The sequence below is a fragment of the Zobellella denitrificans genome (assembly GCF_002237365.1).
Classification (GTDB): domain Bacteria; phylum Pseudomonadota; class Gammaproteobacteria; order Enterobacterales; family Aeromonadaceae; genus Oceanimonas; species Oceanimonas denitrificans.
The window spans coordinates 25,794-51,601 of the sequence record NZ_NMUO01000013.1 but is presented as its reverse complement, the minus strand read 5'-3'; the positions used below and the strand labels follow the sequence as shown (position 1 = coordinate 51,601).

Below are 25,808 nucleotides of genomic sequence, written 5' to 3'. Positions count from 1 at the left end.
TATGTTGCATGATTATAAATAGATGAACCTGATATAGCTACCATAGAAAGTGGATGTCTGATGTGTCATCTTTTTCAATCATCATTTATTAACACTCTTTAATGCAAAAAATGGTAGGTGGTGATTATTTAAAAATTCTTCTAAGTAGTCGTCCTTCAAGGTTTTTTAATGATCTTTTTAGGCGTTTTTTGTCGACCGGCTTTCCCGACAAGCCTGCCATGTATTTCCAATCATCCAAGTCATACTCAAGTGCAATGTTTCCGCGCTGATAAAATCTTTCAGTGACATCAAGCCCCATCTTGGCTGGTTCGCAAACTATAAGGTTATGGGCGATAAATGTTCTCCAAAAATCAGGCCCCAGACCTGCATCATCTCCAGCTTTAGTGTTAATAAACAGCTTTTTGTTCATCAGTCTGGACAACCAGTGAAGGCACAAAAACTGCTCTGTTGCTGGATAGCGAGACTTGTATCCAGAACGCTTACTGAAGTGAAGCGCTGGAACAGGAAGGTCATGCCATATTTTAAGCAAGTCCTGTGTTTCCCCAAAGTCAAATAAATCACTCTTGTGGAAGTGAACTGGCTGGCCGATGTGAGATGAAATAAAAAATGTGCTGCTTGTGACAACGCGATTCTTCAAGTAGGAAATGGCTGGTACTCTTGGAGCAGAGGCAAATCGTTCAAATAGATCAACAAAACCTCGGCCTTTAATAATGTTGTCGGTTCTTACTTTGGCTGCGTATCGAGTTTTTACAGCCATGAGGCCCTGATGGGCGCTATGGAGCTGCCTGTTGTTGTTCAGTTTTATCTCTTCATTATCATTGAAAACACTATTTTGTCCTGGATCATCAAGTAGTAACACTTTATCTACACCCAGGTTGGCAACATCCTGACCTTTCCAGGTTGACAGTATGATGGTGGAACTGGGGAATAGCTCTCTGATTGATGCAACATTTTGTTCTGTTACACCTTCAATCTGTGCACGGCTTTTACTAGAAGATACGGGTCCTTGCAATACAAAGGTAATGTCTTTGTCATCAATTTTGATATCGTTTTCAGGCTTGTAGAAACTCATGATACTCACTCGGAATGCCACAAAAAATAACATCATCACGATCAATAAGGTGATAGTGAACCGTCAATCCTTTCTCAATCAGATGGTTGTATAGCGGAGCAATATAGAGTTCCCCCTTTTCCCATTCTGTCTTGGGTTTTGATAAATAGTCAAAGTACGCATTTAAAAAATGATTTTTTTTAGAAAAGTGATATAATCCAGTGCTACATAAGTTGGATATTGGTTTTTTTTCAGCAGTCTGAATCACTTCGGTGCTGTCAGGATGCCTGGGCTTGGCAAATGACCAGTTGTCACCGCTTCCTTCAAAGACTTCCAGATATCCACAACCTGAACTTGCCACCTCCGGGAAAACGAAGTTTGGTCTGAAGGTGTCTATATTGAAAATGGTGATTTCATCATTGTAATCAATGCCTTGGTCTGATAATCCGGCCAGTCCTAGCGAAACGGTTTCAGCCTGACCGCGTGTTTCCTGCTCCAGAACAATGATATGGAATTCTTTAATCCCCAGTCTTTTTGCAGACTGCGCAACAAAGTCCGCAGTATTGAAAGCGTCTCTGACAATAAAAAGAAATGGTGTGCTCAAAAAGTATGAATCAAAACTGCTCACTGAGTGGTCGAACAACGTCTTTCCATGAGCCTCAAGCATATACTTGGGCTTTGCATAGCCGGCTTTAAAAAAACGTGAACTCATACCCGCCATCGGTATCACTATCATTGCTTAACTCTCGTCATGATCTGATGAAGTCTAAATGCATTGGCAAAAAAGGCCTGCTGACGTTTTGGGTCATCCTCATGAAGAGGCAGCATCGACAAAAATAACTGTATTTGCATGGCATAGAGATGCTGTGCTTCCAGCCCAAAGTGATGTTTAATCATTTCAACAAATCCCTGCTGTAATTCTTTGTGTTCGGCAGGCTCTGCAATTGATAAAAATATGTTATTTTCGTGGGTGTCAACCTGATAATATCCCGCAACTATCCAGTCATACAAGCCCAGCACAGAGTGACTGAGCTTGGCTATGTCATAACGAATATCACCATATAAAGTTTTTTTTCCTTCAGGAGTCATGCCTCTCGGATCTATTATTTTGATTTTCTCGGCACGAAAATCATATAGTATATTACTGAAGCAGAAGTCACCATGCAGGACCGAGGCATGAGGACTGCAATCGGGCAAGTTGTCGTGACTGTCCTGCAATATTTTCTTGAGTGACACACTTGGCTCGCCATTGAATACCCAACAGCTTGAAGGATCCAGATCGGTATTTTGGCAATATTCCTTTATTCGTTGTTCAGTCTTTATTCCGAACAATATATCCAGGGAGTTGCTTTCGGCTTCGTCCGGGGCCTTTGTGTTATAGCATTCAACAAGAAAATCAATGCAATTCTTTAATATGGATTGCCAGCTTGGAAGGGGAAGTCTTGAAAAGACGAATAGCTCATTAAGTGCCGTATTATGCAAATACTCAAGACGATAAGAAATCTTGCCATCACGTGAGGTCTCGCAGCCCAAAAACTGTGGAGTATAGCCGCGTAATGGGGCCGGCAGCTTTGTGAACCACTCTGCTTCTGCCGAGATCTTATTGTTATGTGAACTGGATTTTTCTATCCAGTGTGGCGTGATCACCAACTCGTTGAATGCACGTTGTGTAGTGAATTTTGCCTTGGAACGGTAGTAGGTATTAACATGGCCAAAGTCCAACCAGCCAGAAGAATATACTGGTGTCAGTCCGACAGCTTGATGATAGCGGTTAAGACCCTGTATAAAGTTCCACTCACTCTGAGTAATGCATTTCAGAATTGTCTTAGGTTGGCTGAACTTGAAGTAGCCATCTATGATTCTTGTTGTCTCTCTCGTTTTCTGAGGTTGGTGATCTTTTAGCCACTCACAATGGTCGTCAGTTAATACCGCCCAGTTGTAACTGTATTTTGCCAAAGAAATACTGACTACGTCATCACCAACAGGTAGTTGTTGGAATAGGGTATCTCCATAAAGCACATGCAACGGCTTGTCGAGTCGATGACCACTGATATTGACTGCCGCTACCAGGGATGCACCCAGGCTCAGTCCATCGGGGATGGGGACGACTTCTATTTTGTTTTCATCCAGCCAGGCTTGGTCAATGGGAGAAATATCGAACGACTCCGGAAGGGAAAGATAAATCTGTAATCCCTTTGGTGCCAAAGCCACCTGATGCTGAAATAGTCGCCTATTCCCCAGGGGTAAAAAGCTGGGAGGTATTCGTCCGAATTCTGACTCTAGCTCCTGCCCAACATAGGCACCCGACATGATTAGAAACATGTTTTTTCTTTCTCGAGCAGTTTGTGAATTTCTTCTAATGTCATTGAAGTGAATTCAGAGGGGCGAATGGAACGATCATCAATATAAAAACCTTCGTGGCCACACCACGGCTTGCCAACCAGGATTTCATCATAGGGCACAGAGTGTCTGTCCAGCCAATCTGTAATGACAGGCAGTGTATGGATGTTAATTTTACCAACATTTCCCTCATAGGTGCGCATATTGCGTGCCGTAGAAATGACAATCTCAAATCCTTGCTTTTTATATTCTCGAAGTTGCTCTATTACTTCCTCTTTGGGGAGCACATTCCTGTAGTCAGAGGTGTTAGCCTGAGTCAGAGTACCATCCAGGTCAACAATTAGTTTTCTCATATTTTGTTGACCCCACTACCTTTAACTTTATTGTTATTGCTCATGCAAGCAGACAAATTTGTTAGAATTAGCGATGCCTTTTCAGAAATAGACACTCAGTTATCCTCTTTTTTGACCAGGTCTGCCGGATTGATGTGGGTCCATTTGGAGCGAGGACGATCCAAATATTGAAAGTGTTCATTGGTGAAACTCCCCTGGATACAAACGTATTTACGATCTTCCGTATGAATGTCATTTTTTTCTTTGAGAAGCTCGTCAAATACGCCTGGTCCGGTAGAGTAATAAACTCCCATGGCCGGATCATAATTATCAATATTGTATAATACTTTTTCAATCGCGCTTTCAAGATCCTGATTGTTTGGGGCGGATGCAATAAAATAATTGGTGAAGCGAGTGTTGTTATCTATTTTTATATAAATAGCCTTTTCTTCCATACCAATCAGCTTGTCCAACGGCCATACCAGGGTAGCATCTATATCCATATATACACCACCTTCGAGATTCAAGACTACCAGGCGCCATAAATCAGCCTGAGCTGCACCATTGGTGAGTTTCATATAGGCGTCATAGACTTCTTTTTTCGCGTTATTTTTTAAATATTCTCCACGAGCTTCGGTGCTTACATAGCGGTAGTCACAGTCAAGGGACATTAAGCGATTGAACAAGTAGTTCATATACACGGGCAAGGTGCACTTGTTGGTGAAGTTGGTTTGCCAAATGGTACGAGGAATCGAGCTGCGTCGGGACAGACTGAGCTTTGCAGGGGAGTACTCAGGGATGGAAAAGCGTAGATTTGGTAATAAGAAGTGAAATAGGTAGGAGAAAATTTTGAAAACATTGCCGATCAATCGGGTGAGGCGGTTGACTATGAGAATAGGAGTCTTGTTCATAATGGTCCTGTATTTCAGATGCATGAGCGCTCAGGTTGTGGGGATGGCCTTAACCAATGTTTTTTCACTTTAGTGCTCCCACGCAATGTTACTTTTTATCTTTCTTGCGGGAGTTCCAGCAACAATTGTTTTTTCTTCAACATCTCTAGTAACTATGGCGCCGAAGGCAACAATGCTGCCATCATTTATAGTTACACCTTTTAATATGGAAGCATTGGCGGCTATCCATACGTTATTGCCTATGTGGATGTCTTGAGGGTGGTTAAGAATTTTTTTTGTATCCGCATCGTAAATAGGATGTCCATCGTAAGTCATGACACTGATATCGCGAGAAAACATGCAATGCTCACCTATCGTGAGCCTGGTACCCTCACCCTTGGCTGACAAATACGCTCCTCCGATATCTGTTTGTTTACCTATACGAATAAGACAGTTGTTGCCGACTATTTCCAATGTGCTAAAGCTGATATTGGCACCATTATCAATTTCTATGATGTTGTTCTCTCCTCTAACGCTGATCACGCAACGGCGAAACTTACCATTGCCAAGAACAACAAGACGGTTTCCCTTACCAGATAACTTGATTTTGTTCCATATCAGATAAGAATCCGGGCTGGTAAGGAGCTGGCCGCCTTTGCTTTTTATTATATTTAGCAATCTTGATGTCAGCTTGTTAAACATGAAAATATTCCATTGACTTGAGAAGACTATTTATTCTTTCTGAACACATAATCCCCCTTGATCTTCCGCCACAGCCCGAACACGTCGGTGCGGGGGAAGATGGCGATACGGCGGATCTGGTAAGGATCTTCGTGCATGGCCAGGGGGCCGCTGTTGGTGGCTACGGCGAAGGGGTAGCCCAGCTCCCTGGCCAGCGCTTTGCTGTCTTCGTTATGGCTGCCGAAGGGGTAGGCGAAGGAGGCGAGGGGCCGGCCCAGCAGCTGTTCCAGTTGCGCCTTGTTGTCGGCGATTTCCCGTCGCTGTTCTTCCCTGCTCAGGGTGTCCAGGTGCGGGTGGGTCAGGGTATGTCCGCCGAATTCCACCAGGCCGGAGTCGGCCATTTCCTTGATCTGCTCCGGCGTCATCAGCTCCACCCGCTTTTCCGGGTTGCCGGGCTGCTCCACGTCCCAGCGATTGAAACGCTCGCCGGTCACCAGGTAGATCACCGCCTTGAAACCGTACTTTTTCAGCAGGGGGAACAGCAACTCGTAGTTGTCCCGGTAGCCGTCGTCTACCGTGATGATGATGTACTTGCTGTCCGGCGTCAGCCGGCTGGCCAGGCCCTGGTCGGCCAGATCGGCGAAGGTGAGGGTCCGGTAGCCGAGGCGTTTGAGCAGCTTGAAGTGCTTTTCCAGCATGTTCACATGCAGATAGGTGCCATGTACCCCTTTTTCGCTGTCGTCGCGGATAAAGCGGTGGTACATGACGATGGGCACTTCCCGCCGCAGCCGGTGCACATAGACGCTCTGGTAGTGCTGCTCCAGCTCGTCGGCCACGGCGACGAGATCGTAGTTGCTCCTGACCTTTGTCATTACCGCGGGTGCCGTGCCCTGGCAGGCCAGCGCCGTCGCTATCCGGTCGGGCAGGGCGGCGAAGTCGATGTCCAGGTCCATGGGCCCGATATCGCCGAAGTTGCCGGCCATGGCAGCATCAATATTGTCGGGCGTCACCAGCCCCGGGGCGCTGGCTTCGCCGATGGCGAAGGTGGGCCTGCCCATCAGGATGGACTCCATGGCCACCCGGCCGGCACCGATCACCAGATCGGAGGTGGCCATCAGCCCGGGCACGTCCCGCACATAACCGAGAAACTCCACCTTGTCCTGAAAGCGCCGGAAGCGCTCGGGAAGCTCGGAGCCGGAGGCCACCTGCACCCGGTACCTGTCGGTATCCAGGCACTGATCCAGCAGCCGGTAGCAGAGCTCGCCTTTGGGGCCGGTGAGCCGGCCGACGATGCTGATCACCGGCCGTTCATTCACCGGTGCCGGCACGGGCTGGTAATGACGGGTGTCGATGCCGTTGCGGCCGATGGCGATCAATCCGGGTTCGACGCCAAGGGCACTGATCAGCTGGTCCCGCACCGCCTCGCATACCGCCAGGGCGCGGTCGCCCAGGGCATGGAATTTCTTGCGTGAGGCGTGCACCGGCTGGCGGCCGTGCACCGAGGTGATCATGGGCGTGCCGGTCAGTTTGCAGGCCACATAACAGCTCCAGCTGGAGGCGCGGCTGTGGGCATGCACCAGCTGGATGCGGTGTTTTTTGATGAGATAAATCAGGTAACCCACATGCCAGAAGCGACGGGGGACGCTGCGCTTGTTGAAGCGCAGCCGGAAGAACTGGCCCTGGTGCGGCTTGGTCAGGGTGTCGGAGACATAAAATACCCGGTGCCCGCGCCGGTTCAGCTCGTCGCCGAGGGTGGTGGCATACACCTCGGCCCCGGTCACTTCCAGCTGGGACAGCGCCATCAGTATATTCATGGGCGGCCCGGGCGTTATCTGTTCAGCCAGGCCATGTATTCCGCCACCCCTTCGGTCACCGTCCTGAATTCATGGGGGTAGCCGGCGGCGCGCAGCTTGGTCAGATCGGCCTGGGTAAAGCTCTGGTAGCGGCCCTTCAACTGCTCGGGGAAAGGGATGTACTCAATCTGGCCCTTGCCATGATGTTTGATCACCGCCTCGGCCACGTTGCTGAAGGGCTCGGCGCGGCCGGTGCCGCAGTTGAAAATGCCGGAAACCTGCGGGTTCTGCCAGAACCAGAGGTTGACCTTGCACACATCGTCCACGTAGATGAAGTCGCGCATCTGGCCGCCGTCCGGGTAGCCGTCGCAGCCTTCGAACAGTTTGGGGTTTTCGCCCTTGTGCAGCTGGGTGTTGAGGTGGAAGGCTACGCTCGACATGCCGCCCTTGTGCTGTTCGCGCGGGCCGTACACGTTGAAGTATTTGAGCCCCACCACCTGGGACTGGATCTCCGGCTGCAGGCGGCGCACGTACTGGTCGAACAGTTGCTTGGAGTAGCCGTAGACGTTGAGCGGCTGCTCGTATTGCGGCTCTTCGATGAAGTTGTCGTTGCGGCCGCCGTAGGTGGCGGCGGAAGAGGCGTAGATAAAGGGAATGTCCCGTTCCAGGCAGTAGTGCAGCAGATCCTTGGAGTACTCGTAGTTGTTCTCCATCATGAACTTGCCGTCCCACTCGGTGGTGGCGGAGCAGGCGCCTTCATGGAAGATGACCTCGATGCCGCCCCACTCCTCGAATTCGTCGCCGGACACGATGCGGTGCAGAAACTCGTCCTTGTCCAGGTAGTCGGCGATGGTCAGGTCGACCAGGTTGACGAACTTGGTGCCATCGGTCAGATCGTCGATCACCACCACGTCGGTCCGGCCCTGCTCGTTCAGGGTCTTCACCAGGTTACTGCCGATAAAGCCGGCGCCGCCAGTCACAATGATCATCGTTAGCTGCCTCTTGCTGGCCGGAATCTGTCCGGCAAAACGGAATAAAATCGGGCGAAAGTTTATCATGGTTCGGCGACAGAAAACTAACCCGCCCGCCTGTGTTACTATTCAGTTATGTCAGTGAGTATTGGTTAACAGGATGAAAACCAAGGACCGTATTGTCGCCGCCGCCCTGCAGTTGTTCAACGAGCAGGGGGAGGCGAATGTTACCACCAACCATATTGCCGCCCATCTGGGCATCAGTCCGGGCAATCTTTATTACCACTTTCGCAATAAAAACGACATTATCCATCGCATTTTCCAGCAATATGCCGAGCATTTGCGCAAGAGTTTTACCCCGGTCACCGGCCCGGCCAGCGCCAGCCCGGCGGTGTGGTTCCACTACCTGGACGCCATCTTCTATGTAATGTGGGAGTTCCGTTTCTTCTACGCCAATCTCAACGACATCCTGCACCGGGATCCGGAGCTGCACAAAAAGTACCTGGCGGTGCAGCGGGAGTTGGCCGTCAACCTGCAGGCCCTGCTGCGGGAGCTGAATGCCCAGCAGGTGCTGGCCATTCCCGACCAGGAGATAGAGCCCCTGACTCAGACCCTGAAGATGGTCGTCTCCTTCTGGGTCAGCTACCAGTCGGCCCAGTCGCTCGATCCCCGCATCAGCCAGGCGGTGCTGTACGAGGGGGTGGCCCGGGTGCTGCTGTTGCTCAAGCCCTACTTCCACCCGGAGAAAGGAGCCGAACTGGCCAAATTGTCGGAGCATTATCAGGCGTTGGCCCGTACGCCCAGTGATCCCTTTCACAAATAGTCGGCTTGCTTAGAATATCTTGTGTCAAAGGGGATTGTTGGTAGTAAAATGACCTGAAATTAACCCAGTCAGCCAGATTGATAACGGGAGTTCAGTATGTCGTTGGCATTTTATGCTCATATCAGCGAGCAATTGGCGCAAACCAAGGCCGAAGGGCTCTACAAGCAGGAGCGGGTGATCACCTCTCCCCAGAGTGCGGCCATCGAGGTTGGTCAGCGGGAAGTGATTAACTTCTGTGCCAACAACTACCTGGGACTCGCCAACCATCCCGCATTGATCAAGGCGGCCCAGCAGGGACTGGACAGCCACGGTTTCGGCATGGCCTCGGTGCGTTTCATTTGCGGTACCCAGGATCTGCACAAGCGGCTGGAGGCGGAGCTGTCCGCCTTCCTCGGCATGGAAGACACCATCCTCTACACCTCCTGCTTCGACGCCAATGCCGGCCTGTTCGAAACCCTGCTGGGGCCGGAAGATGCCATCATCTCCGATGCCCTCAATCACGCCTCCATCATCGACGGGGTGCGGCTGTGCAAGGCCAAGCGCTACCGCTATGCCAACAACGACATGGCCGAGCTGGAGGCCTGCCTGCAACAGGCCTCCGCCGACGGTGCCCGCTTCAAGCTGATCGCCACCGACGGTGTCTTCTCCATGGATGGCGTCATCGCCAACCTCAAGGCCATCTGCGACCTGGCGGACAAGTACGACGCCCTGGTGATGGTGGACGACTCCCACGCCGTGGGTTTCGTCGGCGAGCAGGGCCGGGGCACCCCCGAGTACTGTGACGTGATGGGCCGGGTCGACATCATCACCGGCACCCTGGGCAAGGCCCTGGGTGGTGCTTCCGGTGGTTATACCTCCGGCAAAAAGGAAGTGATCGACTGGCTGCGCCAGCGCTCCCGTCCCTACCTGTTTTCCAACTCGGTGGCGCCGGCCATCGTCGCCGCCTCCATCAAGGTGCTGGAAATGCTGAAAGACGGCGACGATTTGCGCAGAAAGGTGCGGGAAAACAGCGACTATTTCCGGGAGAAGATGACCGCCGCCGGCTTTACCCTGGCGGGCAAGGATCACGCCATCATCCCGGTGATGCTGGGCGATGCCGCCCTGGCGGCCAACATGGCCGACAGGCTGCTGGAGCGGGGCATCTATGTCATCGGTTTCTCTTTCCCGGTGGTGCCCAAGGGCCAGGCCCGCATCCGTACCCAGATGTCGGCGGCCCACAGCCGCGCACAGCTGGACCGGGCCATCGCCGCCTTCACCGAAGTCGGCCGGGAACTGGGCGTGATCTAAGGGGAGCATGACGATGAAAGCACTGGCAAAACTGAAAGCGGAACCCGGCATCTGGATGACGGAAGTGCCCGAACCCGAGCTGGGCCACAACGATCTGCTGATCAAGATCCGCAAGACCGCCATCTGCGGCACCGATATCCACATCTACAACTGGGACGACTGGTCCCAGAAGACCATCCCCGTGCCCATGGTGGTCGGCCACGAATACGTGGGCGAGGTGGTGGCCATCGGCCAGGAAGTGCGTGGCTTTGACATTGGCGACCGGGTGTCCGGCGAGGGCCATATCACCTGCGGCCACTGCCGCAACTGCCGCGCCGGCCGCACCCACCTGTGCCGCAACACCGTGGGGGTGGGGGTGAACCGGGAGGGCGCCTTCGCCGAGTACCTGGTGATCCCGGCCTTCAACGCCTTCAAGCTGCCGGACGAGATTTCCGACGATCTGGCCTCCATCTTCGACCCCTTTGGCAATGCGGTGCACACCGCCCTGTCCTTCGATCTGGTGGGCGAGGACGTGCTGATCACCGGCGCCGGCCCCATCGGCATCATGGCCGCCGCCGTGGCCCGCCATGTGGGGGCCCGCCATGTGGTGATCACCGACGTCAACGAATACCGGCTCGAGCTGGCCCGCAAGATGGGCGTGACCCGGGCGGTCAACGTGGCCAAGGAAAAACTGGACGACGTCATGGCCGAGCTGGGCATGACCGAAGGCTTCGACGTGGGCCTGGAAATGTCCGGGGTGCCGGCGGCCTTCCGCGACATGCTGGACAAGCTGAACCACGGCGGCAAGGTGGCCATGCTGGGCATACCGCCCTCCGACATGGCCATCGACTGGAACAAGGTGATCTTCAAGGGCCTGGTGCTCAAGGGCATCTACGGCCGGGAGATGTTCGAAACCTGGTACAAGATGGCCAGCCTGATCCAGTCCGGCCTGGATCTGACCCCCATCATCACCCACCACTTCAAGGTGGACGACTTCCAGCAGGGCTTCGACGTGATGCGCTCGGGCCAGTCCGGCAAGGTGATACTGGACTGGCAGTAAGCCGCCCCGCCTGGTTAAACAAGGGCCCGCCTCGGCGGGCCCTGTTCTTTCGGAAATCCGGGGATATGGCTTCCGGCTTCCGGCTTTCAGTCCCTAATCCCTGCTCCCGGGCGGACATACCGAGTCCCGCACCACCAGCCGGGGCTGGAGTTCCAGCTGCTCGGGCCGGTGATCTTTTTCCTTGATCTGCTTCAGCAGCAGCTCCAGGGCCCAGCGGCCCAGGGTGCGTTTGGGATGGGAGATGGTGGTCAGGGGCGGGCTGGTAAAGCGTGCCATGTTGACGTCATCATAGCCGATCACCGAAATGTCCTGGGGTACCCTGAGCCCGGCCTGGGTGATGGCGCAGATGGCGCCGAAGGCCATGGTGTCGCAGAAGGCGAACACGGCCGTGGCGCTGCTCCCCTGCCGCAGCAACTGCTGCATGGCCCGGTAGCCGCTTTCGCTCTCGAAATCTCCCTCGATAATCTGTTCGGGCGGCAGTTCCAGGCCGGCCTCGGCCAACGCCCGGGTAAAGCCGTCCAGTCGCAGCCGGCTGGTGCCCTTGTGCAGGTGGCCGGTGATGCAGGCGAAATCCCGGTGTCCTTGTTCTATAAGGTATTTGGCGGCCAGATACCCGCCAATGTCGGCGTTATCGTGGATGATGTCGGCAAAATCATTGTCCCGGCTCCAATCCAGCATCACCAGCGGCAGGCTGGGGTGCTGCTGCAACAGTTCGGTGAGGGAAGGGGGGGTATCGGTGCAGATCACCAGCAGGCCGTCCACCCGTTTCTCGAGCAGCATGCGCAGGTGCATCAGCTGTCGCTCGGGCTGGTTCTCGGTATTGCACAAAATCAGACTGTAGCCCAGTTCGAAGCAGAGATCCTCCACCGCCTGCACCACTTCCGCGAAGAAGGGATGGGCGCTGGTGGTGACCAGCATGCCGATGGTGCGGGTATTGTTGACCTTGAGGCTGCGCGCCACCGAGTTGGGGGCGTAGTTGAGTTCCCGCACCGCCTGCTCGACCCGGGTCCGGGCGGCCTCGCTCACCTTGCGGGTCCGGTTGAGCACATGGGAGACGGTGGAGATGGACACTCCCGCCTGTGCTGCCACATCTTTGATGGTCGCCATGCTGACACCTCGAACTGGGAAAGGACACATAGTAGCAAATGTCATCGTCAAGCGGTGCTTTGGTGTTCACCTCCGGGCGACACCTCGGCGAGGACGGAGCCGGAAGGCGGCATGACACCTCGCTGCCTGTTTTTTAGGCAGGTTCGGGTTATGGACCACTCCCGGATGGGATCCGGCTTCACACTCTTTGTTTTTATTTTGTAACCGGCCCCATCTGAAGCATTTTTCTCTTGTGGAAATGACGCACTAGGGTTAGAAAAAAGGGCAGACCGGATCATCTCCGGCAAGACCAATATCAGGACAGAGGGAATTTACATGGTCATATGGAACAAGAAGGCGGTAGCGGTGGCGGTGTTCGCCGCCCTGGGTTACGGCGCGGCCTTTTCCGCCTCGGCGGAAACCGTAAAGATTGCCATTGCCGGCCCGGTAACCGGTGCCGTGGCCCAGTACGGCGACATGCAGTTTACCGGCGGCCGCATGGCGGTGGAGCTGCTCAACCAGTCCGGCACCCTGGGCGAGTACAGCCTGCAGGCGGTGGAATACGACGATGCCTGCGATCCCAAGCAGGCGGTGGCGGTGGCCAACCGCATCGTCAATGACGGTGTCCAGTTCGTGGTGGGCCACCTGTGCTCCGACAGCACCCTGCCGGCGTCGGACGTGTACGACGACGAAGGCATACTGATGGTAACGCCGGCCTCTACCAACCCCGCCATCACCGAGCGGGGCCTGGAGTTTGTGATGCGGACCATCGGCCTCGACAGTGACCAGGGGCCGACCGCCGCCCGCTATATCCTGGAGCACGCCAAGCCCAGCCGCATCGCGGTGATCCATGACAAGAAACAGTACGGTGAAGGCCTGGCCTCCAGTGTGCGCGACGCGCTGAAGCAGGCCGGTGTCGAGGTGGTGGCCTACGAGGGGATCACCTCGGGCGACAAGGATTTCTCGGCACTGATCGCCAAGCTGCAGCGGGAACAGGTGGACTTCGTCTATTATGGCGGCTACCACCCGGAACTGGGGCTGATCCTGCGGCAATCCGCCGAGAAAGGTTTCAAGGCCCGCTTTATGGGACCGGAAGGCGTGGGCCACAAGGACATCACCTCCATCGCCGGCGATGCCTCCGAAGGCCTGCTGGTCACCCTGCCCAAGAAATACGACCTGGATCCGGCCAACGCCGCCGTGGTCGAGGCGATCAAGGCCAAGGGCGAGGATCCCACCGGCCCCTTCGTATGGACCACCTATGCGGCGGTGGAAGCCATCGCCGAGGGCATCAAGCGCGCCGGCACCGAGCCGGAAGCGGTGGCCGAAGCGCTGCGCGCCGAGCCGGTGAATACCGTGATGGGCCCTCTTTCCTGGGATGACAAGGGCGACCTGCTCGGCTTTGAGTTCGGCGTGTTCGAATGGCACAAGGACGGCTCTTCCACCCAGCTGTAAGGGGAAGCACCTCCTGACGCAAGCGGGGCCTGCCGGCCCCGCTTTGGTATTCCCCCATTTTCCCGACCGCTCTTACGACAAGGACAAGGTTGTATGTCTGAGCCTGTGCTTTATTTCATCCAGCAACTGCTCAATGGCCTGACCATTGGCAGCACCTATGCCCTGATCGCCATCGGCTATACCATGGTGTACGGCATCATCGGCATGATCAACTTCGCCCATGGCGAGGTCTACATGATCGGCGCCTATGCCGCCTTCATGGTGATGACCGGCCTGATGATGATGGGCATCGACAGCAGCTTCCTGCTGCTGACGTCCGCCTTCCTGGTGAGCATCACCCTGACCAGCGTTTATGGCTATTCCATCGAGCGGGTGGCCTACCGGCCGCTGCGCAGCAGCAAGCGGTTGATCGCCCTGATCTCCGCCATCGGCATGTCCATCTTCCTGCAGAACATGATGCGCCTCAGCCAGGGCTCGCGGGACGTCGCCATGCCCAGCCTGATCCCCGGCGGCTGGAGCTTCGGCGAGGGTAGCTTCCAGGCCTCCCTGTCCTACATGCAGCTGATCATCTTCCTGGTGACCTTCGTCGCCATGACCCTGCTGTCGCTGTTTATCTCCCGCTCGCGCATGGGCCGCGCCTGCCGCGCCTGCGCCGAGGATCTGAAGATGGCCAACCTGCTCGGCATCAACAGCAACACCATCATCGCCCTCACCTTCGTGATCGGCGCCGCCCTGGCGGCGGTGGCCGGGGTGCTGCTGGGCTCCTATTACGGCGTCATCAACCCCTATATCGGCTTTATGGCCGGGCTCAAGGCCTTTACCGCCGCCGTGCTTGGCGGCATCGGCAGCATTCCCGGTGCCGTGCTCGGCGGCCTGCTGCTGGGCGTGACCGAGGCCATGACCGGCGCCTACTTCAGCACCGAGTACAAGGACGTGGTGTCCTTCGGCCTGTTGATCGCGGTGCTGCTGTTCATGCCCACCGGCATTCTGGGCAAACCGGAGGTGGAAAAGGTATGAACAAGTTCAAACCCGCCTTCATCGCCGCCGCCCTGTTCCTGGTGCTGGCCGGCTGGCTGCTCGGCTTCCGGCTGGAAACCGCCGGTACCCGGCTGGTGGTGACCAACCGCCTGGACGCGGCCTGGGAGTGGTTGGCGCTGGGGGCCGCCCTGGTGTTCCTGGCCCAGCTGTTTCAGGCCCAATTGCGCAAGCCCTTCCGTTACCTCTCCGATCGCAAGGGCCATTTCGCCCTGCCTGCGCCGGAAGAGCAGCCCTGGCTGTATCGCATCGTCACCGTGCTGGTGCTGAGCGCCCTCATCATCTGGCCTTTCGTCGGTTCCCGCGGTGCCGTCGATCTGGCCACCCTGACCCTGATCTACGTGATGCTGGGGTTGGGACTCAACGTGGTGGTGGGCCTGGCCGGGCTGCTGGATCTGGGCTACGTGGGCTTCTACGCGGTGGGCGCCTATACCTATGCCCTGCTCAACGCCTACCTGGGGCTGGATTTCTGGACCTGTCTGCTGATCGCCGGTGGCATGGCGGCCCTGTTCGGCTTTTTGCTCGGCTTTCCGGTGCTGCGCCTGCGCGGCGACTACCTGGCCATCGTCACCCTGGGCTTCGGCGAGATCATCCGCATCCTGCTCAACAACATGACGGAGGTGACCGGCGGCCCCAACGGCATCGCCGGCATTCCCAAGCCGACCCTGTTCGGGCTGGAGTTCGAGCGCCGGGGCGAGAACCTTTTCCACGAATTCTTCGGCATTGCCTACAACTCGGGACACAAGGTGATCTTCCTTTACCTGCTGGCGCTGGTGCTGGTGGTGTTCACCATCTTTATCATCAACCGGCTGCTGCGCATGCCGCTCGGCCGGGCCTGGGAGGCGCTGCGCGAGGACGAAATCGCCTGCCGCTCGCTTGGCCTCAACCCGACGCTGATCAAGCTGAGCGCCTTCACCATCGGGGCCGCCTTCGCCGGTTTTGCCGGCAGCTTCTTCGCCGCCCGCCAGGGCTTTATCAGCCCCGAGTCCTTCGTGTTCATCGAGTCGGCCATCATCCTTGCCATCGTGGTGCTGGGCGGCATGGGCTCGCAGATAGGGGTGGTGCTGGCGGCCATCGTCATGACCATACTGCCGGAGCTGACCCGGGAGTTTAACGAATACCGCATGCTGCTGTTCGGCCTGCTGATGGTATTGATGATGATCTGGCGGCCCCAGGGCCTGCTGCCGATGCACCGACCGCACATGGAGCTGAAATCATGACCGAGCTGTTAAAGGTATCCGGCCTGACCATGCGCTTCGGCGGCCTGGTGGCGGTGGACGGGGTGGCGCTGTCCCTGGGAGAGCGGCAGATCGTCTCGGTGATCGGCCCCAACGGGGCCGGCAAGACCACGGTGTTCAACTGCCTGTCCGGCTTCTACCGGCCGAGCGGCGGCACCGTCAATTTCCGGGGGCAGGAGATCCAGGGCATGCCCGGCCACAAAATCGCCCGTCTCGGCATGGTGCGCACCTTCCAGCACGTACGCCTGTTCAAGGAAATGACGGTGCTGGAAAACCTGCTGGTGGCCCAGCATCGCCATCTCAATACCAACTTTCTCGCCGGCCTGTTCAAGACCCCCGGTTTTCGCCGGGCGGAGCGGGAAGGGTTGGAGCGGGCCCACTACTGGCTGGAGAAGGTACGATTGACCGAGTTTGCCAACCGCACCGCCGGCAACCTGGCCTACGGCCAGCAGCGCCGGCTGGAGATCGCCCGCTGCATGGCGGCCCGGCCGCAACTGCTGATGCTGGACGAGCCGGCGGCGGGGCTTAATCCGAACGAGACCCATGAGCTGGATCGGCTGATCTGCGATCTGCGCGACAACGAGGGCGTGAGCATACTGCTGATCGAGCACGACATGAAACTGGTGATGGGCATCTCCGACCATATCTACGTGGTTAACCAGGGCCGGCCCCTGGCCGACGGCACCCCCGAGCAGGTGCGCAACAACCCCGATGTGATCAACGCCTACCTGGGAGAAGCCTGACCATGCTGCGAGTGGAGAATGTGAGTGCCAGCTACGGCAAGATCCAGGCGCTGGAACAGGTGTCCATCCATATCGACCAGGGGGAGATAGTCACCCTGATCGGCGCCAACGGGGCGGGCAAGACCACCCTGATGATGACCATCTGCGGCGATCCCAAGCCGACCCAGGGGCGGGTGCTGTTCGAGGGGCAGGACATGAGCGCCCTGGACACCGCCACCATCATGCGCAAGGACATCGCCATCGTGCCCGAGGGGCGGCGGATCTTTTCCCGGTTGACGGTGGAGGAGAACCTGCACATGGGCGCCTTCTTCGTGGACAAGGCCGAGCACCAGGGGCTGCTGGAGGAGGTGTACCAGATGTTCCCCCGACTCAAGGAGCGCATGCACCAGCGGGCCGGCACCATGTCCGGCGGCGAGCAGCAGATGCTGGCCATCGGCCGGGCGCTGATGAGCAAGCCGCGGCTGCTGCTGCTGGACGAGCCCTCGCTCGGCCTGGCGCCCATCATCATCGCCCAGATCTTCGACACCATCGCCCGCTTGCGCGAGGAGAAGGGCATGACCATCTTCCTGGTGGAGCAGAACGCCAACCAGGCGCTGAAGCTGGCGGATCGGGGCTATGTGCTGGAAAACGGCCGTATCGTGCTGGCCGATACCGGCGCCGCCCTGCTGGTCAACGAACAGGTACGGCGGGCCTACCTGGGCGGATGATGCCAAGGCCGCCGCTATTGGGTAAACTGCCCTGACATTACTCGAGGAGGAGTCTATGGATCAGTTTGCCCATATTTCGGTGGCCGAGGCCGGTACCCTGCTGGCCGAGGGCCGCGCCCGGCTGGTGGATATCCGCGATGCCCAGTCCTTTGCCCTGGCCCATGCCGAGGGCGCCTTTCATCTTACCAACGACAGCCTGGTGCGGTTCACCAGTGAGGTGGAGTTCGATACCCCGGTGATCGTGATGTGCTACCACGGCATCAGCAGCCAGGGTGCGGCCCAGTACCTGATCCACCAAGGCTTCGAGGAAGTCTACAGCCTGGACGGCGGCTTCGAGGCCTGGCGCCGTACCCAGGCTGTGGTCGGGGCCGGATGAAGCTGCTACTGGTGCTCGATGATCCGCGCCGGGCCCAGGCCTTCGTGGATTATCTGGCCGACATCGGGCTCAAGTGCGAGTTGACCCTGGACGACGACGGCAACGTCAGCATCTGGCTGGTCAACGAGTCCCGCTATCAGGAGGCGTTGCAGGAGGTGAAACGCTTCCTGGCGGAGCCGCTGCATCCCCGCTACCAGGATGCCTCCTGGCGCCAGGGCGACACCCAGGTCCGCTTTAGCCACGGTCGCCAGGAGCCCGGCTGGCTGGGCGATCTGCTGCGCCAGACCGGACCGGTGAACATGGTGGTGGTGCTGGCCTGCCTGCTGGTCTATGGCCTGAGCTGGCTGGGGCTGCCCATGTTCGGGCTGCTGTCCTTTCCGCCCCGCTGGGAACTGCTGCTGGGGCTGGAGTTCTGGCGCGCCTTTACCCCGGCACTGCTGCACTTTTCCCTGATGCACCTGGTGTTCAACCTGTTCTGGTGGTGGTACCTGGGCGGCATGGTGGAGCGCCGCCTGGGGCACGGCAAGCTGCTGACCCTGCTGCTGGTGGCGGCGGTGCTGCCCAACCTGATGCAGTACTGGGCCAGCGGCCCCCGCTTTGGCGGCCTGTCCGGGGTGGTCTATGCCCTGCTGGCCTATGTCTGGCTCAGCGGCCGGCTCAACCCGCTGCGGGGTATCGGCCTGCCGGACGGCATGGCGGTGTTTATGGTGGTGTGGTTGGTGCTGGGCTTCGCCGGGGTGCTGGGACCGGTGGCCAATATGGCCCACCTGGGCGGCGGCCTGATCGGCCTGGCCCAGGCCTGGCTCGACAACAGATCCCGCCGTTACTGATAGAGGAAATTGGTGAACAGCAGGCGACGGATGGGCGCCTCGCCGGTTTCCTTCAGCAGCAGGTCGTTCAGCCGGCGCTGGCCCTCGCTGGCCAGTTCGGTGCGGGCGGCCAGGGAGCGGATCTCCTGCTGGTTTTTCTCGGCCAGCAGGCTGTTGATGGCGTCCCGCAGCAGCGGCATGTGCCGCTCCACCAGCGGCATCTGCTCCGGGCGCTCCAGCATCAGCTCGACGGCCACCCGGATATAACCGAGCTGATCGCCCGAATGCTGGTAGTTGGTAATAATGTCCGGCGTCATGGTGTAGTATAGGGCCCCTTCGGGAGCCGGCGATGCTTCCTGTGCCCGGGTCTGGCCCGCTATCGTCAGCAACAGGCACAGCGCAGCAATGCGTAGCATAAACAATGTCTCCAACCTTGGTTTCTGGGGCGCATTGTTTAAACAAATATCGTGCCGGTCAAGTAATTAGGTGGTTTTTAAGGTAACTGAGCTGTCCCTTTTTATGTCTATCCGTTATTTCAGGAGCGCGCCGTGACGGCGTCCATCGATCACCGCTGGGGCTGGTCGGCAGCGTCGCCATTGGGGTGGCCCGCCCTGTGCGACTGGCTGCGGGATCCCGGCTCCCTGACCGAGCGCCTGCGCCGGCATTGCCGGGACTTCCGGGTCGAGGTGCTGGCCAGCGAAGCGCTGCTCTCCCTGACCCCGCAACAGAAGGCCCTGCTGGACTGCGAGCAGGCCTATTGCCGGGAGGTATTGCTCTACTGCGACGAAACCCCCTGGGTCTATGCCAGTTCCCTCTATTCTCCGGCCACCCGGGCTGCCATGCCGCAATTGACCGGGCTGGGACGGCGCGCCCTGGGCGAGTTGCTGTTCGATGCCCCGGATCTGCAGCGATCCACCTTCGAGTTCGCCGAACTGACCAACGATGAGCGCATTCGACTTTGCCACCGCGCCGGTCTGGACCCAAGCCCGGGACCGCTCTGGGGCCGGCGTTCCGTGCTGGCCACCGGGCGTGCCCGGGTGCTGGTGACCGAGCTGTTTCTGCCCGCCGTGCCCGCCTATCAGGAGCCTGTAGCATGACCACCCTGACTTCGCCTTCCCGCCCGCGCTGGCGTGCCTATATGGCGCTGGCCCGCATGGACAAGCCCATCGGCAGCCTGCTGCTGCTCTGGCCCACCCTCTGGGCCCTGTGGATCGCCGCCGACGGCCTGCCTTCACTTTGGCTGCTGCTGGTGTTCGTCGCCGGTGTCTTCTTTATGCGCTCCGCCGGCTGCGTGATCAACGACTATGCGGACCGCCATATCGATGGCCACGTCAAGCGCACCCAGACCCGGCCGCTGCCTGCCGGCGAACTGACCGAGCGCCAGGCCCTGGGCTTTTTCGCCCTGCTGGTGGCCATTTCCTTCCTGCTGGTGCTGACCACCAACACCCTGACCATCCAGCTGGCTTTCGCCGGCCTGGGCTGGGCCGCGCTCTACCCCTTTATGAAGCGCTATACCCACCTGCCCCAGCTGTTCCTGGGTATCGCCTTCTCCTGGGCCATTCCCATGGCCTTTGCGGCCCAGGCAAACAGCCTGCCCGCGGGGCTCTGGCTGCTGTTTGCCGCCAATCTGAGCTGGACCGTGGCCTACGACACCATGTACGCCATGGTGGACAGGGACGACGATCTCCGGATCGGGGTCAAGTCCACCGCCGTTCTGTTCGGCCGGCGCGACAAGCTGATGGTCGGCCTGCTGCAGCTGGTCACCCTGCTGCTGTTGGTGGCAGCGGGCCAGGTATTCGCCCTGGCCGCGCCTTTCTACTGGGGGCTGTTGGGCGCCGCCGCGCTCTTCGTGCACCAGCAGCGGCTGATCCGGGACCGGGAACGGATGGCCTGCTTCCGGGCCTTCCTCAACAACAACTTCGCGGGTATGGCGGTGTTCGCCGGTCTGGCCCTGGCGCTGCTGTAGCCCTGTTCCCGCCCTGGTCGCCAGGGGAGTGCCGGCCGGGGAGGGCGTATTGTGCTTGCCCTGCCGGATTTACTGGATATACTGACAGTTAGCTGTATAAAAAGACAGGTTCCCTATGAAAGCGCTAACCCCCCGTCAGTCCCAGGTGCTGGAAATCATCAAGGCGCATATCCAGCAGACCGGCATGCCGCCCACCCGTGCCGAAATTGCCCAGTCCCTGGGGTTCAAGTCCGCCAACGCCGCCGAGGAGCATCTGAAGGCCCTGGCCAAGAAAGGGGTGATCGAGATGATGCCCGGCACCTCCCGCGGCATTCGCCTGGCCCAGGAAGAAGAGCCGGAGGAAGAGCCGGGCCTGCCGCTGATCGGGCGGGTGGCCGCCGGCGAGCCCATCCTGGCGCAGCAGCACATAGAAAGCCACTACAAGCTGGATCCGGCCCTGTTCCATCCGCCGGCCGATTTCCTGCTGCGGGTCAGGGGCATGAGCATGAAGAACATCGGCATCATGGACGGCGATCTGCTGGCGGTGCACAAGACCGGTGAGGCCCGCAACGGCCAGGTAGTAGTGGCCCGGCTCGACGATGAAGTCACGGTCAAGCGCTTCCGGCGCCAGGGCAGCAAGGTCAGCCTGCTGCCGGAGAACGAGGAGCTGTCTCCCATCGAGGTCGATCTGCGCAGCCAGGAACTGACCATCGAGGGCCTGGCGGTGGGCGTGATCCGCAACACCGACTTTTAACTCGTCCGCTTGCCTTGGGGTTGGCGGGGGCTTAGCATGCTTCCCGCTTCCCGCTTCCCGCTTCCCGCTTCCCGCTTCCCGCTTCCCGCTTCCCGCTTCCCGCTTCCCGCTTCCCGCTTCCCGCTTCCCGCTTCCCGCTTCCCGCTTCCCGCTTCTTTTTTCATTTTTTTACTTTTTCATAATCAATGCTTTACTTAGTGTGTGCCGGACCGATGGACGCGGTGGTTCGGTAAGCACTGACTCTCTTGCGAGTGCGCCAAAATAAAGGACCAAGACTTTTTGGGGGTGCGTGTGAAGCCGATCGTTCTGCTGCTGTCGCTAGTGGCATCGTTGCCCGTGTGGGCGCAAAGCCGTTTCAACATGACCCAGGGGGTCACCGATATCAGCCAGAAGGTGTATGGCCTGCACATGACCATACTCATCATCTGTGCGCTGATCGGCCTGGTGGTGTTCGGGGTCATGTTCTGGGCCATCATCCACCACCGCAAGTCCAGGGGCGCCAAGGCCGCCCAGTTTCACGAAAGCACCAAGGTGGAGATCCTCTGGACCATCATTCCCTTCCTGATCCTGGTGGGCATGGCCATTCCCGCCACCCGCACCCTGATCGCCATGGAGGATGCCAGCCAGTCGGATCTGACGGTGCAGGTCACCGCCTCCCAGTGGAAGTGGCACTACCGCTACTTCGGCGAGGACGTCGAGTTTTTCAGCCTGCTGGCGACCCTGCCCCAGGAAATCGACGGCAGCCTGCGCAAGCGCGACAACTACCTGCTGGAGGTGGACCGGCCCCTGGTGCTGCCCACCGATCGCAAGGTGCGCTTCCTGATCACTGCCGACGACGTCATCCACTCCTGGTGGATGCCGGCCTTCGCGGTCAAGAAGGACGCCATCCCCGGCTTTATCAACGAGGCCTGGACCCGCATCAACCAGCCCGGTATCTACCGGGGCCAGTGCGCCGAGCTGTGCGGCAAGGATCATGCTTTTATGCCCATAGTGGTGGATGCCCGGCCGGCCGCCGAGTTCGACGACTGGCTGGCGCAAGCCAAGGCGGAGCAGGCCGCCGCCCGGGCCGCCGAGCAGGAACTGCTGGCCATGGAGATGACCATGGAGGAGATGATGGCCCTGGGCGAGCAGGTCTATCAGCGCAGCTGCGCCGCCTGCCACATGGCCAATGGCGAAGGGATCCCCGGCGCTTTTCCGGCGCTCAAGGGTAGCCAGATGGTGCTGAACGACAGGGCCGCCCATATCGACATCGTGCTCTACGGCAAGGCGGGTACCGCCATGCAGAGTTTTGACCGGCAGCTGGCGCTGAAGGAGCTGGCCGCCGTCATCACCTACGAGCGCAACGCCTGGGGCAACGACACCGGCGATCTGGTGCAGCCCAAGGACATCCATGAAGCCAGGCAGGGACAATAGGGGGCAGGGATGACGCAGTTAGACCGTACTCAGACCGCGAACGGCCAGTTGGGCGTGGCGGACGACCATCACCACCATGGCCCGGCCAGGGGCATCATGCGCTGGTTGTTGACCACCAATCACAAGGACATCGGCAGTCTCTACCTGCTGTTCAGCCTGGCCATGTTCCTGCTGGGCGGCAGCATGGCCATGGTGATCCGTGCCGAGCTGTTCCAGCCCGGCATGCAACTGGTGGAGCCGAACTTCTTCAACCAGATGACCACCATGCACGGCCTTATCATGGTGTTCGGCGCCGTCATGCCCGCCTTCGTGGGCCTGGCCAACTGGATGATCCCCATGATGATAGGGGCGCCCGACATGGCGCTGCCGCGCATGAACAACTGGAGCTTCTGGATATTGCCCTTTGCCTTCCTGCTGATGCTGAGCTCGCTGTTCATGCCCGGCGGCGGCCCCAACTTCGGCTGGACCTTCTACGCGCCCCTGTCCACCACCTACGCGCCGGACAGCACCGCCCTGTTCGTGTTCGCCATCCATATCATGGGCATCAGCTCCATCATGGGGGCGATCAACGTCATCGTTACCATCTGGAACCTGCGGGCGCCGGGCATGACCTGGATGAAACTGCCCCTGTTCTGCTGGACCTGGCTGATCACCGCCTTCCTGCTGATCGCGGTGATGCCGGTGCTGGCGGGGGCGGTGACCATGGTGCTCACCGACAAGTACTTCGGCACCAGCTTCTTCGACGCGGCCGGGGGCGGCGACCCTGTGTTGTTCCAGCACATCTTCTGGTTCTTCGGCCACCCCGAGGTGTACATCATGATCTTGCCGAGTTTCGGCATCATCTCGGCCATAGTGCCCACCTTCAGCCGCAAGCGGCTGTTCGGCTACGCCTCCATGGTGTACGCCACCGCCTCCATCGCCGGCCTGAGCTTCCTGGTATGGGCCCACCACATGTTCACCGTGGGCATGCCGGTGGCGGCGGAGCTGTTCTTCATGTACTGCACCATGCTGATCTCGGTGCCCACCGGGGTCAAAGTGTTCAACTGGGTGGCCACCATGTGGCGGGGCTCCATCAGCTTCGAGGTGCCCATGCTGTTCGCCCTGGCCTTTATCGTGCTGTTTACCATCGGTGGTTTCAGCGGCCTGATGCTGGCCATCACCCCGGCCGACTTCCAGTACCACGACACCTACTTCGTGGTAGCCCACTTCCACTACGTGCTGGTGTCCGGCGCCATCTTTTCCATCATGGCGGCGGCCTATTACTGGATGCCGAAATGGACCGGCCACATGTTCGACGAGCGGCTGGCCAAGTGGCATTTCTGGTGCTCGGTGATTTCGGTGAACATTCTCTTTTTCCCCATGCATTTCCTGGGGCTGGCCGGCATGCCCAGGCGGATCCCGGACTACGCCCTGCAATTCGCCGACATCAACGCCCTGGTCAGCATCGGCGGCTTCGCCTTCGGCCTGTCCCAGCTGATCTTCGTGGCGGTGCTGGTGAAGTGCATCCGCGGCGGAGAAAAAGCGGCGGCCTGCCCCTGGGAAGGGGCCCACGGCCTGGAGTGGACGGTGCCCTCGCCGGCGCCCTACCACACCTTCAGCACCCCCCCGGAGGTGGAAGGCAATGGATCACGGTAAAAAGGCGCTCAAGCTCGGTCTGGTGGCGGTGGGGATGTTCGGCTTCGGCTTCGCCCTGGTCCCCCTGTACGACGTGTTCTGCGATATCACCGGCCTCAATGGCAAGACCGCCACCAGCGCGGCGGCGGAGTCCAGGACCATGGACGAGCAGCGGCTGATCACCGTGGAGTTTGTGACCTACAAGGCCAAGGGCCTCAGCGGCGACTTCGAACCCTCGGTGCGCCGGCTGCAGGTGCATCCGGGCGAGATGCACCAGGTGGACTTCATCGTGACCAGCCATGTGGCGGAGGACCGGGTGCTGCGGGCCATTCCCTCGGTGTCGCCGGGGGTGGCGGCGGGCTACCTGCGCAAGACCGAGTGCTTCTGTTTCCAGGAGCAGCCCCTGGCGGCGCGGCAGCAGGCGGTGATGCCGATGCGCTTCTATGTGGATGAAGCCCTGCCCGGTCATATCGAGGTGTTCACCCTGTCCTATACCCTTTACGACATCAGCGAGCAGGTTGCCACGCGCAGCTGAGCAAGGAGGCAGTCATGGCGGTCAAGACTCAGAGTTATTATGTTCCGGCCCAGAGCCCCTGGCCCATAGTGGGGGCGGTCGGGCTTTTCCTGCTGGCGTCGGGGGCCGGCATGTGGGCGGCGGGCATCGCCGGCATCTGGGGGCCCGTAGTGTTCGGTGCCGGCACCCTGGTGATGACCTTTATGCTGTTTGGCTGGTTCGGCAACGTGATTGACGAAGCCCACTCTGGCCTGTACAGCGAGCAGATGGACAGATCCTTCCGCCAGGGCATGAGCTGGTTCATCTTCTCGGAGGTGATGTTCTTCGGTGCCTTCTTCGGTGCCCTTTTCTACGCCCGGGTGCTGGCGGTGCCCTGGCTGGGCGGTGCCGGCAACAACGCCATGACCCACGAGGTGCTGTGGCCCGAGTTCAATCCGGTCTGGCCCCTGGTACTGACCCCCGGCGGCATCGAAACCACCGCCATGGGCTGGTTCGGCCTGCCGCTGGTCAACACCATCATACTGCTGTCCTCCTCGGTGACGGTGCACCTGGCGCACCTGGCGCTGCTGCGGGAGCAGCGGGCCCGGCTCAAGCAATGGCTGGGGGGAACGGTGCTGCTGGGAGCGCTGTTCCTGGGCCTGCAGGCCTGGGAGTACGTGCACGCCTACCGGGATCTGGGCCTGCGGCTGGATTCCGGCATCTACGGCAACACCTTCTTCCTGCTCACCGGTTTTCACGGGGCCCACGTCACCCTGGGCACCCTGATGCTGTTCATCATGTGGCTCAGGGTCAACAAGGGGCATTTCACCCCGGCGCAGCATTTCGGCTTTCAGGCCAGCAGCTGGTACTGGCACTTTGTGGACGTGGTCTGGCTCTGTTTGTTCGTCTTCGTCTATATTTTATAGCGGGCTTCAT

Annotated in this window: 27 protein-coding genes; 17 read left to right on the top strand and 10 right to left on the bottom strand. The window is 58.7% G+C overall.

The genetic code is table 11. The annotated features are described in order from the left end of the window. Positions 1 to 124: 124 nt before the first annotated feature. From CGX12_RS04965 to rfaD, 8 genes are all read right to left on the bottom strand, one after another. Positions 125 to 1,072, bottom strand: a complete 948-nt coding sequence (locus tag CGX12_RS04965; RefSeq protein ID WP_094038788.1) for a WavE lipopolysaccharide synthesis family protein — start codon at positions 1,070 to 1,072, stop codon at positions 125 to 127. After that, entirely contained in the window at positions 1,053 to 1,787 is a 735-nt protein-coding gene (locus CGX12_RS04960) for a glycosyltransferase family 2 protein (RefSeq protein ID WP_094038787.1), read from the bottom strand. The genes CGX12_RS04965 and CGX12_RS04960 overlap by 20 nt, the downstream gene beginning before the upstream one ends. Next, a complete protein-coding gene (locus CGX12_RS04955; RefSeq protein WP_094038786.1) occupies positions 1,784 to 3,373 on the bottom strand; it encodes a capsular biosynthesis protein in 1,590 nt (529 codons plus the stop codon). Before CGX12_RS04955 ends, CGX12_RS04960 begins: the two co-directional genes overlap by 4 nt. Beyond that, positions 3,364 to 3,744: an HAD-IIIC family phosphatase gene (locus tag CGX12_RS04950; RefSeq protein ID WP_094038785.1), complete on the bottom strand. Its 381-nt coding sequence runs from the start codon at positions 3,742 to 3,744 to the stop codon at positions 3,364 to 3,366. Before CGX12_RS04950 ends, CGX12_RS04955 begins: the two co-directional genes overlap by 10 nt. Positions 3,745 to 3,839: 95 nt before the next feature. Continuing rightward, positions 3,840 to 4,634 (bottom strand): glycosyltransferase family 32 protein, encoded by a 795-nt coding sequence (locus tag CGX12_RS04945; protein WP_094038799.1) that lies wholly within the window; start codon positions 4,632 to 4,634, stop codon positions 3,840 to 3,842. A 69-nt stretch (positions 4,635 to 4,703) separates the two neighbouring features. After that, positions 4,704 to 5,315 carry an acyltransferase gene (locus CGX12_RS20180; RefSeq protein WP_094038784.1) on the bottom strand — a complete coding sequence of 204 codons (612 nt, stop codon included), beginning with the start codon at positions 5,313 to 5,315 and terminating at the stop codon, positions 4,704 to 4,706. Positions 5,316 to 5,341: 26 nt separating this feature from the next. Next, the gene (locus tag CGX12_RS04935; protein ID WP_094038783.1) at positions 5,342 to 7,108 is read right to left on the bottom strand and encodes a bifunctional glycosyltransferase family 4 protein/polysaccharide deacetylase; all 1,767 of its coding nucleotides are present in this window, start codon (positions 7,106 to 7,108) and stop codon (positions 5,342 to 5,344) included. A gap of 14 nt (positions 7,109 to 7,122) precedes the next feature. Then, positions 7,123 to 8,076 carry an ADP-glyceromanno-heptose 6-epimerase gene (gene rfaD / locus CGX12_RS04930; protein ID WP_094038782.1) on the bottom strand — a complete coding sequence of 318 codons (954 nt, stop codon included), beginning with the start codon at positions 8,074 to 8,076 and terminating at the stop codon, positions 7,123 to 7,125. A 142-nt stretch (positions 8,077 to 8,218) separates the two neighbouring features. Between rfaD and CGX12_RS04925 the strand changes: the two genes are divergently transcribed. The 3 genes from CGX12_RS04925 to tdh all read left to right on the top strand — a co-directional run bounded on the left by CGX12_RS04925 (position 8,219) and on the right by tdh (position 11,207). Further along, positions 8,219 to 8,881 (top strand): TetR/AcrR family transcriptional regulator, encoded by a 663-nt coding sequence (locus CGX12_RS04925; RefSeq protein ID WP_094038781.1) that lies wholly within the window; start codon positions 8,219 to 8,221, stop codon positions 8,879 to 8,881. Between the two features lie 96 nt (positions 8,882 to 8,977). Next, complete coding sequence (locus tag CGX12_RS04920; RefSeq protein WP_094038780.1) at positions 8,978 to 10,168, top strand: glycine C-acetyltransferase; 1,191 nt, start codon at positions 8,978 to 8,980, stop codon at positions 10,166 to 10,168. 13 nt (positions 10,169 to 10,181) lie between these two features. Continuing rightward, complete coding sequence (tdh, locus tag CGX12_RS04915) at positions 10,182 to 11,207, top strand: L-threonine 3-dehydrogenase (RefSeq protein ID WP_176442001.1); 1,026 nt, start codon at positions 10,182 to 10,184, stop codon at positions 11,205 to 11,207. 93 nt (positions 11,208 to 11,300) lie between these two features. Here the strand turns inward: tdh and CGX12_RS04910 are convergent, their stop codons facing one another. Continuing rightward, positions 11,301 to 12,314, bottom strand: coding sequence for a substrate-binding domain-containing protein (locus CGX12_RS04910; RefSeq protein WP_094038778.1), 1,014 nt, complete (start codon positions 12,312 to 12,314; stop codon positions 11,301 to 11,303). Positions 12,315 to 12,629: 315 nt separating this feature from the next. Between CGX12_RS04910 and CGX12_RS04905 the strand changes: the two genes are divergently transcribed. The 7 genes from CGX12_RS04905 (at position 12,630) to glpG (ending at position 18,674) form a co-directional block, all read left to right on the top strand. Next, positions 12,630 to 13,745, top strand: coding sequence for a branched-chain amino acid ABC transporter substrate-binding protein (locus CGX12_RS04905; protein WP_094038777.1), 1,116 nt, complete (start codon positions 12,630 to 12,632; stop codon positions 13,743 to 13,745). Between the two features lie 93 nt (positions 13,746 to 13,838). After that, the gene (gene livH, locus CGX12_RS04900; protein ID WP_094038776.1) at positions 13,839 to 14,762 is read left to right on the top strand and encodes a high-affinity branched-chain amino acid ABC transporter permease LivH; all 924 of its coding nucleotides are present in this window, start codon (positions 13,839 to 13,841) and stop codon (positions 14,760 to 14,762) included. Continuing rightward, positions 14,759 to 16,000 (top strand): high-affinity branched-chain amino acid ABC transporter permease LivM, encoded by a 1,242-nt coding sequence (locus CGX12_RS04895; RefSeq protein ID WP_094038775.1) that lies wholly within the window; start codon positions 14,759 to 14,761, stop codon positions 15,998 to 16,000. Before livH ends, CGX12_RS04895 begins: the two co-directional genes overlap by 4 nt. Next, positions 15,997 to 16,761, top strand: coding sequence for a high-affinity branched-chain amino acid ABC transporter ATP-binding protein LivG (livG, locus tag CGX12_RS04890; RefSeq protein ID WP_094038774.1), 765 nt, complete (start codon positions 15,997 to 15,999; stop codon positions 16,759 to 16,761). Before CGX12_RS04895 ends, livG begins: the two co-directional genes overlap by 4 nt. A gap of 2 nt (positions 16,762 to 16,763) precedes the next feature. Next, positions 16,764 to 17,468, top strand: coding sequence for an ABC transporter ATP-binding protein (locus CGX12_RS04885; RefSeq protein WP_094038773.1), 705 nt, complete (start codon positions 16,764 to 16,766; stop codon positions 17,466 to 17,468). Between the two features lie 55 nt (positions 17,469 to 17,523). Then, positions 17,524 to 17,844: a thiosulfate sulfurtransferase GlpE gene (gene glpE / locus CGX12_RS04880; RefSeq protein WP_094038772.1), complete on the top strand. Its 321-nt coding sequence runs from the start codon at positions 17,524 to 17,526 to the stop codon at positions 17,842 to 17,844. Beyond that, the gene (gene glpG / locus CGX12_RS04875; RefSeq protein ID WP_094038771.1) at positions 17,841 to 18,674 is read left to right on the top strand and encodes a rhomboid family intramembrane serine protease GlpG; all 834 of its coding nucleotides are present in this window, start codon (positions 17,841 to 17,843) and stop codon (positions 18,672 to 18,674) included. The genes glpE and glpG overlap by 4 nt, the downstream gene beginning before the upstream one ends. On the opposite strand, the gene CGX12_RS04870 is transcribed toward glpG, so the two are convergent. Next, a complete protein-coding gene (locus CGX12_RS04870) occupies positions 18,668 to 19,069 on the bottom strand; it encodes a flagellar basal body-associated FliL family protein (protein ID WP_094038798.1) in 402 nt (133 codons plus the stop codon). The two genes, glpG and CGX12_RS04870, sit on opposite strands and share 7 nt — an antisense overlap. A gap of 132 nt (positions 19,070 to 19,201) precedes the next feature. Here CGX12_RS04870 and CGX12_RS04865 point away from each other — a divergent pair, with 132 nt between their 5' ends. From CGX12_RS04865 to CGX12_RS04835, 7 genes are all read left to right on the top strand, one after another. Further along, positions 19,202 to 19,750 (top strand): chorismate--pyruvate lyase family protein, encoded by a 549-nt coding sequence (locus CGX12_RS04865; RefSeq protein WP_232513361.1) that lies wholly within the window; start codon positions 19,202 to 19,204, stop codon positions 19,748 to 19,750. Then, complete coding sequence (gene ubiA / locus CGX12_RS04860; protein ID WP_094038770.1) at positions 19,747 to 20,619, top strand: 4-hydroxybenzoate octaprenyltransferase; 873 nt, start codon at positions 19,747 to 19,749, stop codon at positions 20,617 to 20,619. The genes CGX12_RS04865 and ubiA overlap by 4 nt, the downstream gene beginning before the upstream one ends. Positions 20,620 to 20,734: 115 nt before the next feature. After that, a complete protein-coding gene (lexA, locus tag CGX12_RS04855; RefSeq protein ID WP_094038769.1) occupies positions 20,735 to 21,352 on the top strand; it encodes a transcriptional repressor LexA in 618 nt (205 codons plus the stop codon). A gap of 291 nt (positions 21,353 to 21,643) precedes the next feature. Then, positions 21,644 to 22,765, top strand: coding sequence for a cytochrome c oxidase subunit II (coxB, locus tag CGX12_RS04850; protein WP_332461899.1), 1,122 nt, complete (start codon positions 21,644 to 21,646; stop codon positions 22,763 to 22,765). A gap of 9 nt (positions 22,766 to 22,774) precedes the next feature. Next, positions 22,775 to 24,400, top strand: a complete 1,626-nt coding sequence (gene ctaD, locus CGX12_RS04845; RefSeq protein WP_094038768.1) for a cytochrome c oxidase subunit I — start codon at positions 22,775 to 22,777, stop codon at positions 24,398 to 24,400. Then, entirely contained in the window at positions 24,387 to 24,914 is a 528-nt protein-coding gene (locus CGX12_RS04840) for a cytochrome c oxidase assembly protein (protein WP_094038767.1), read from the top strand. The genes ctaD and CGX12_RS04840 overlap by 14 nt, the downstream gene beginning before the upstream one ends. A 14-nt stretch (positions 24,915 to 24,928) precedes the next feature. Further along, on the top strand, positions 24,929 to 25,798 hold the full coding sequence (locus CGX12_RS04835; RefSeq protein ID WP_094038766.1) for a cytochrome c oxidase subunit 3: 870 nt from the start codon (positions 24,929 to 24,931) through the stop codon (positions 25,796 to 25,798). Positions 25,799 to 25,808 lie beyond the last annotated feature (10 nt).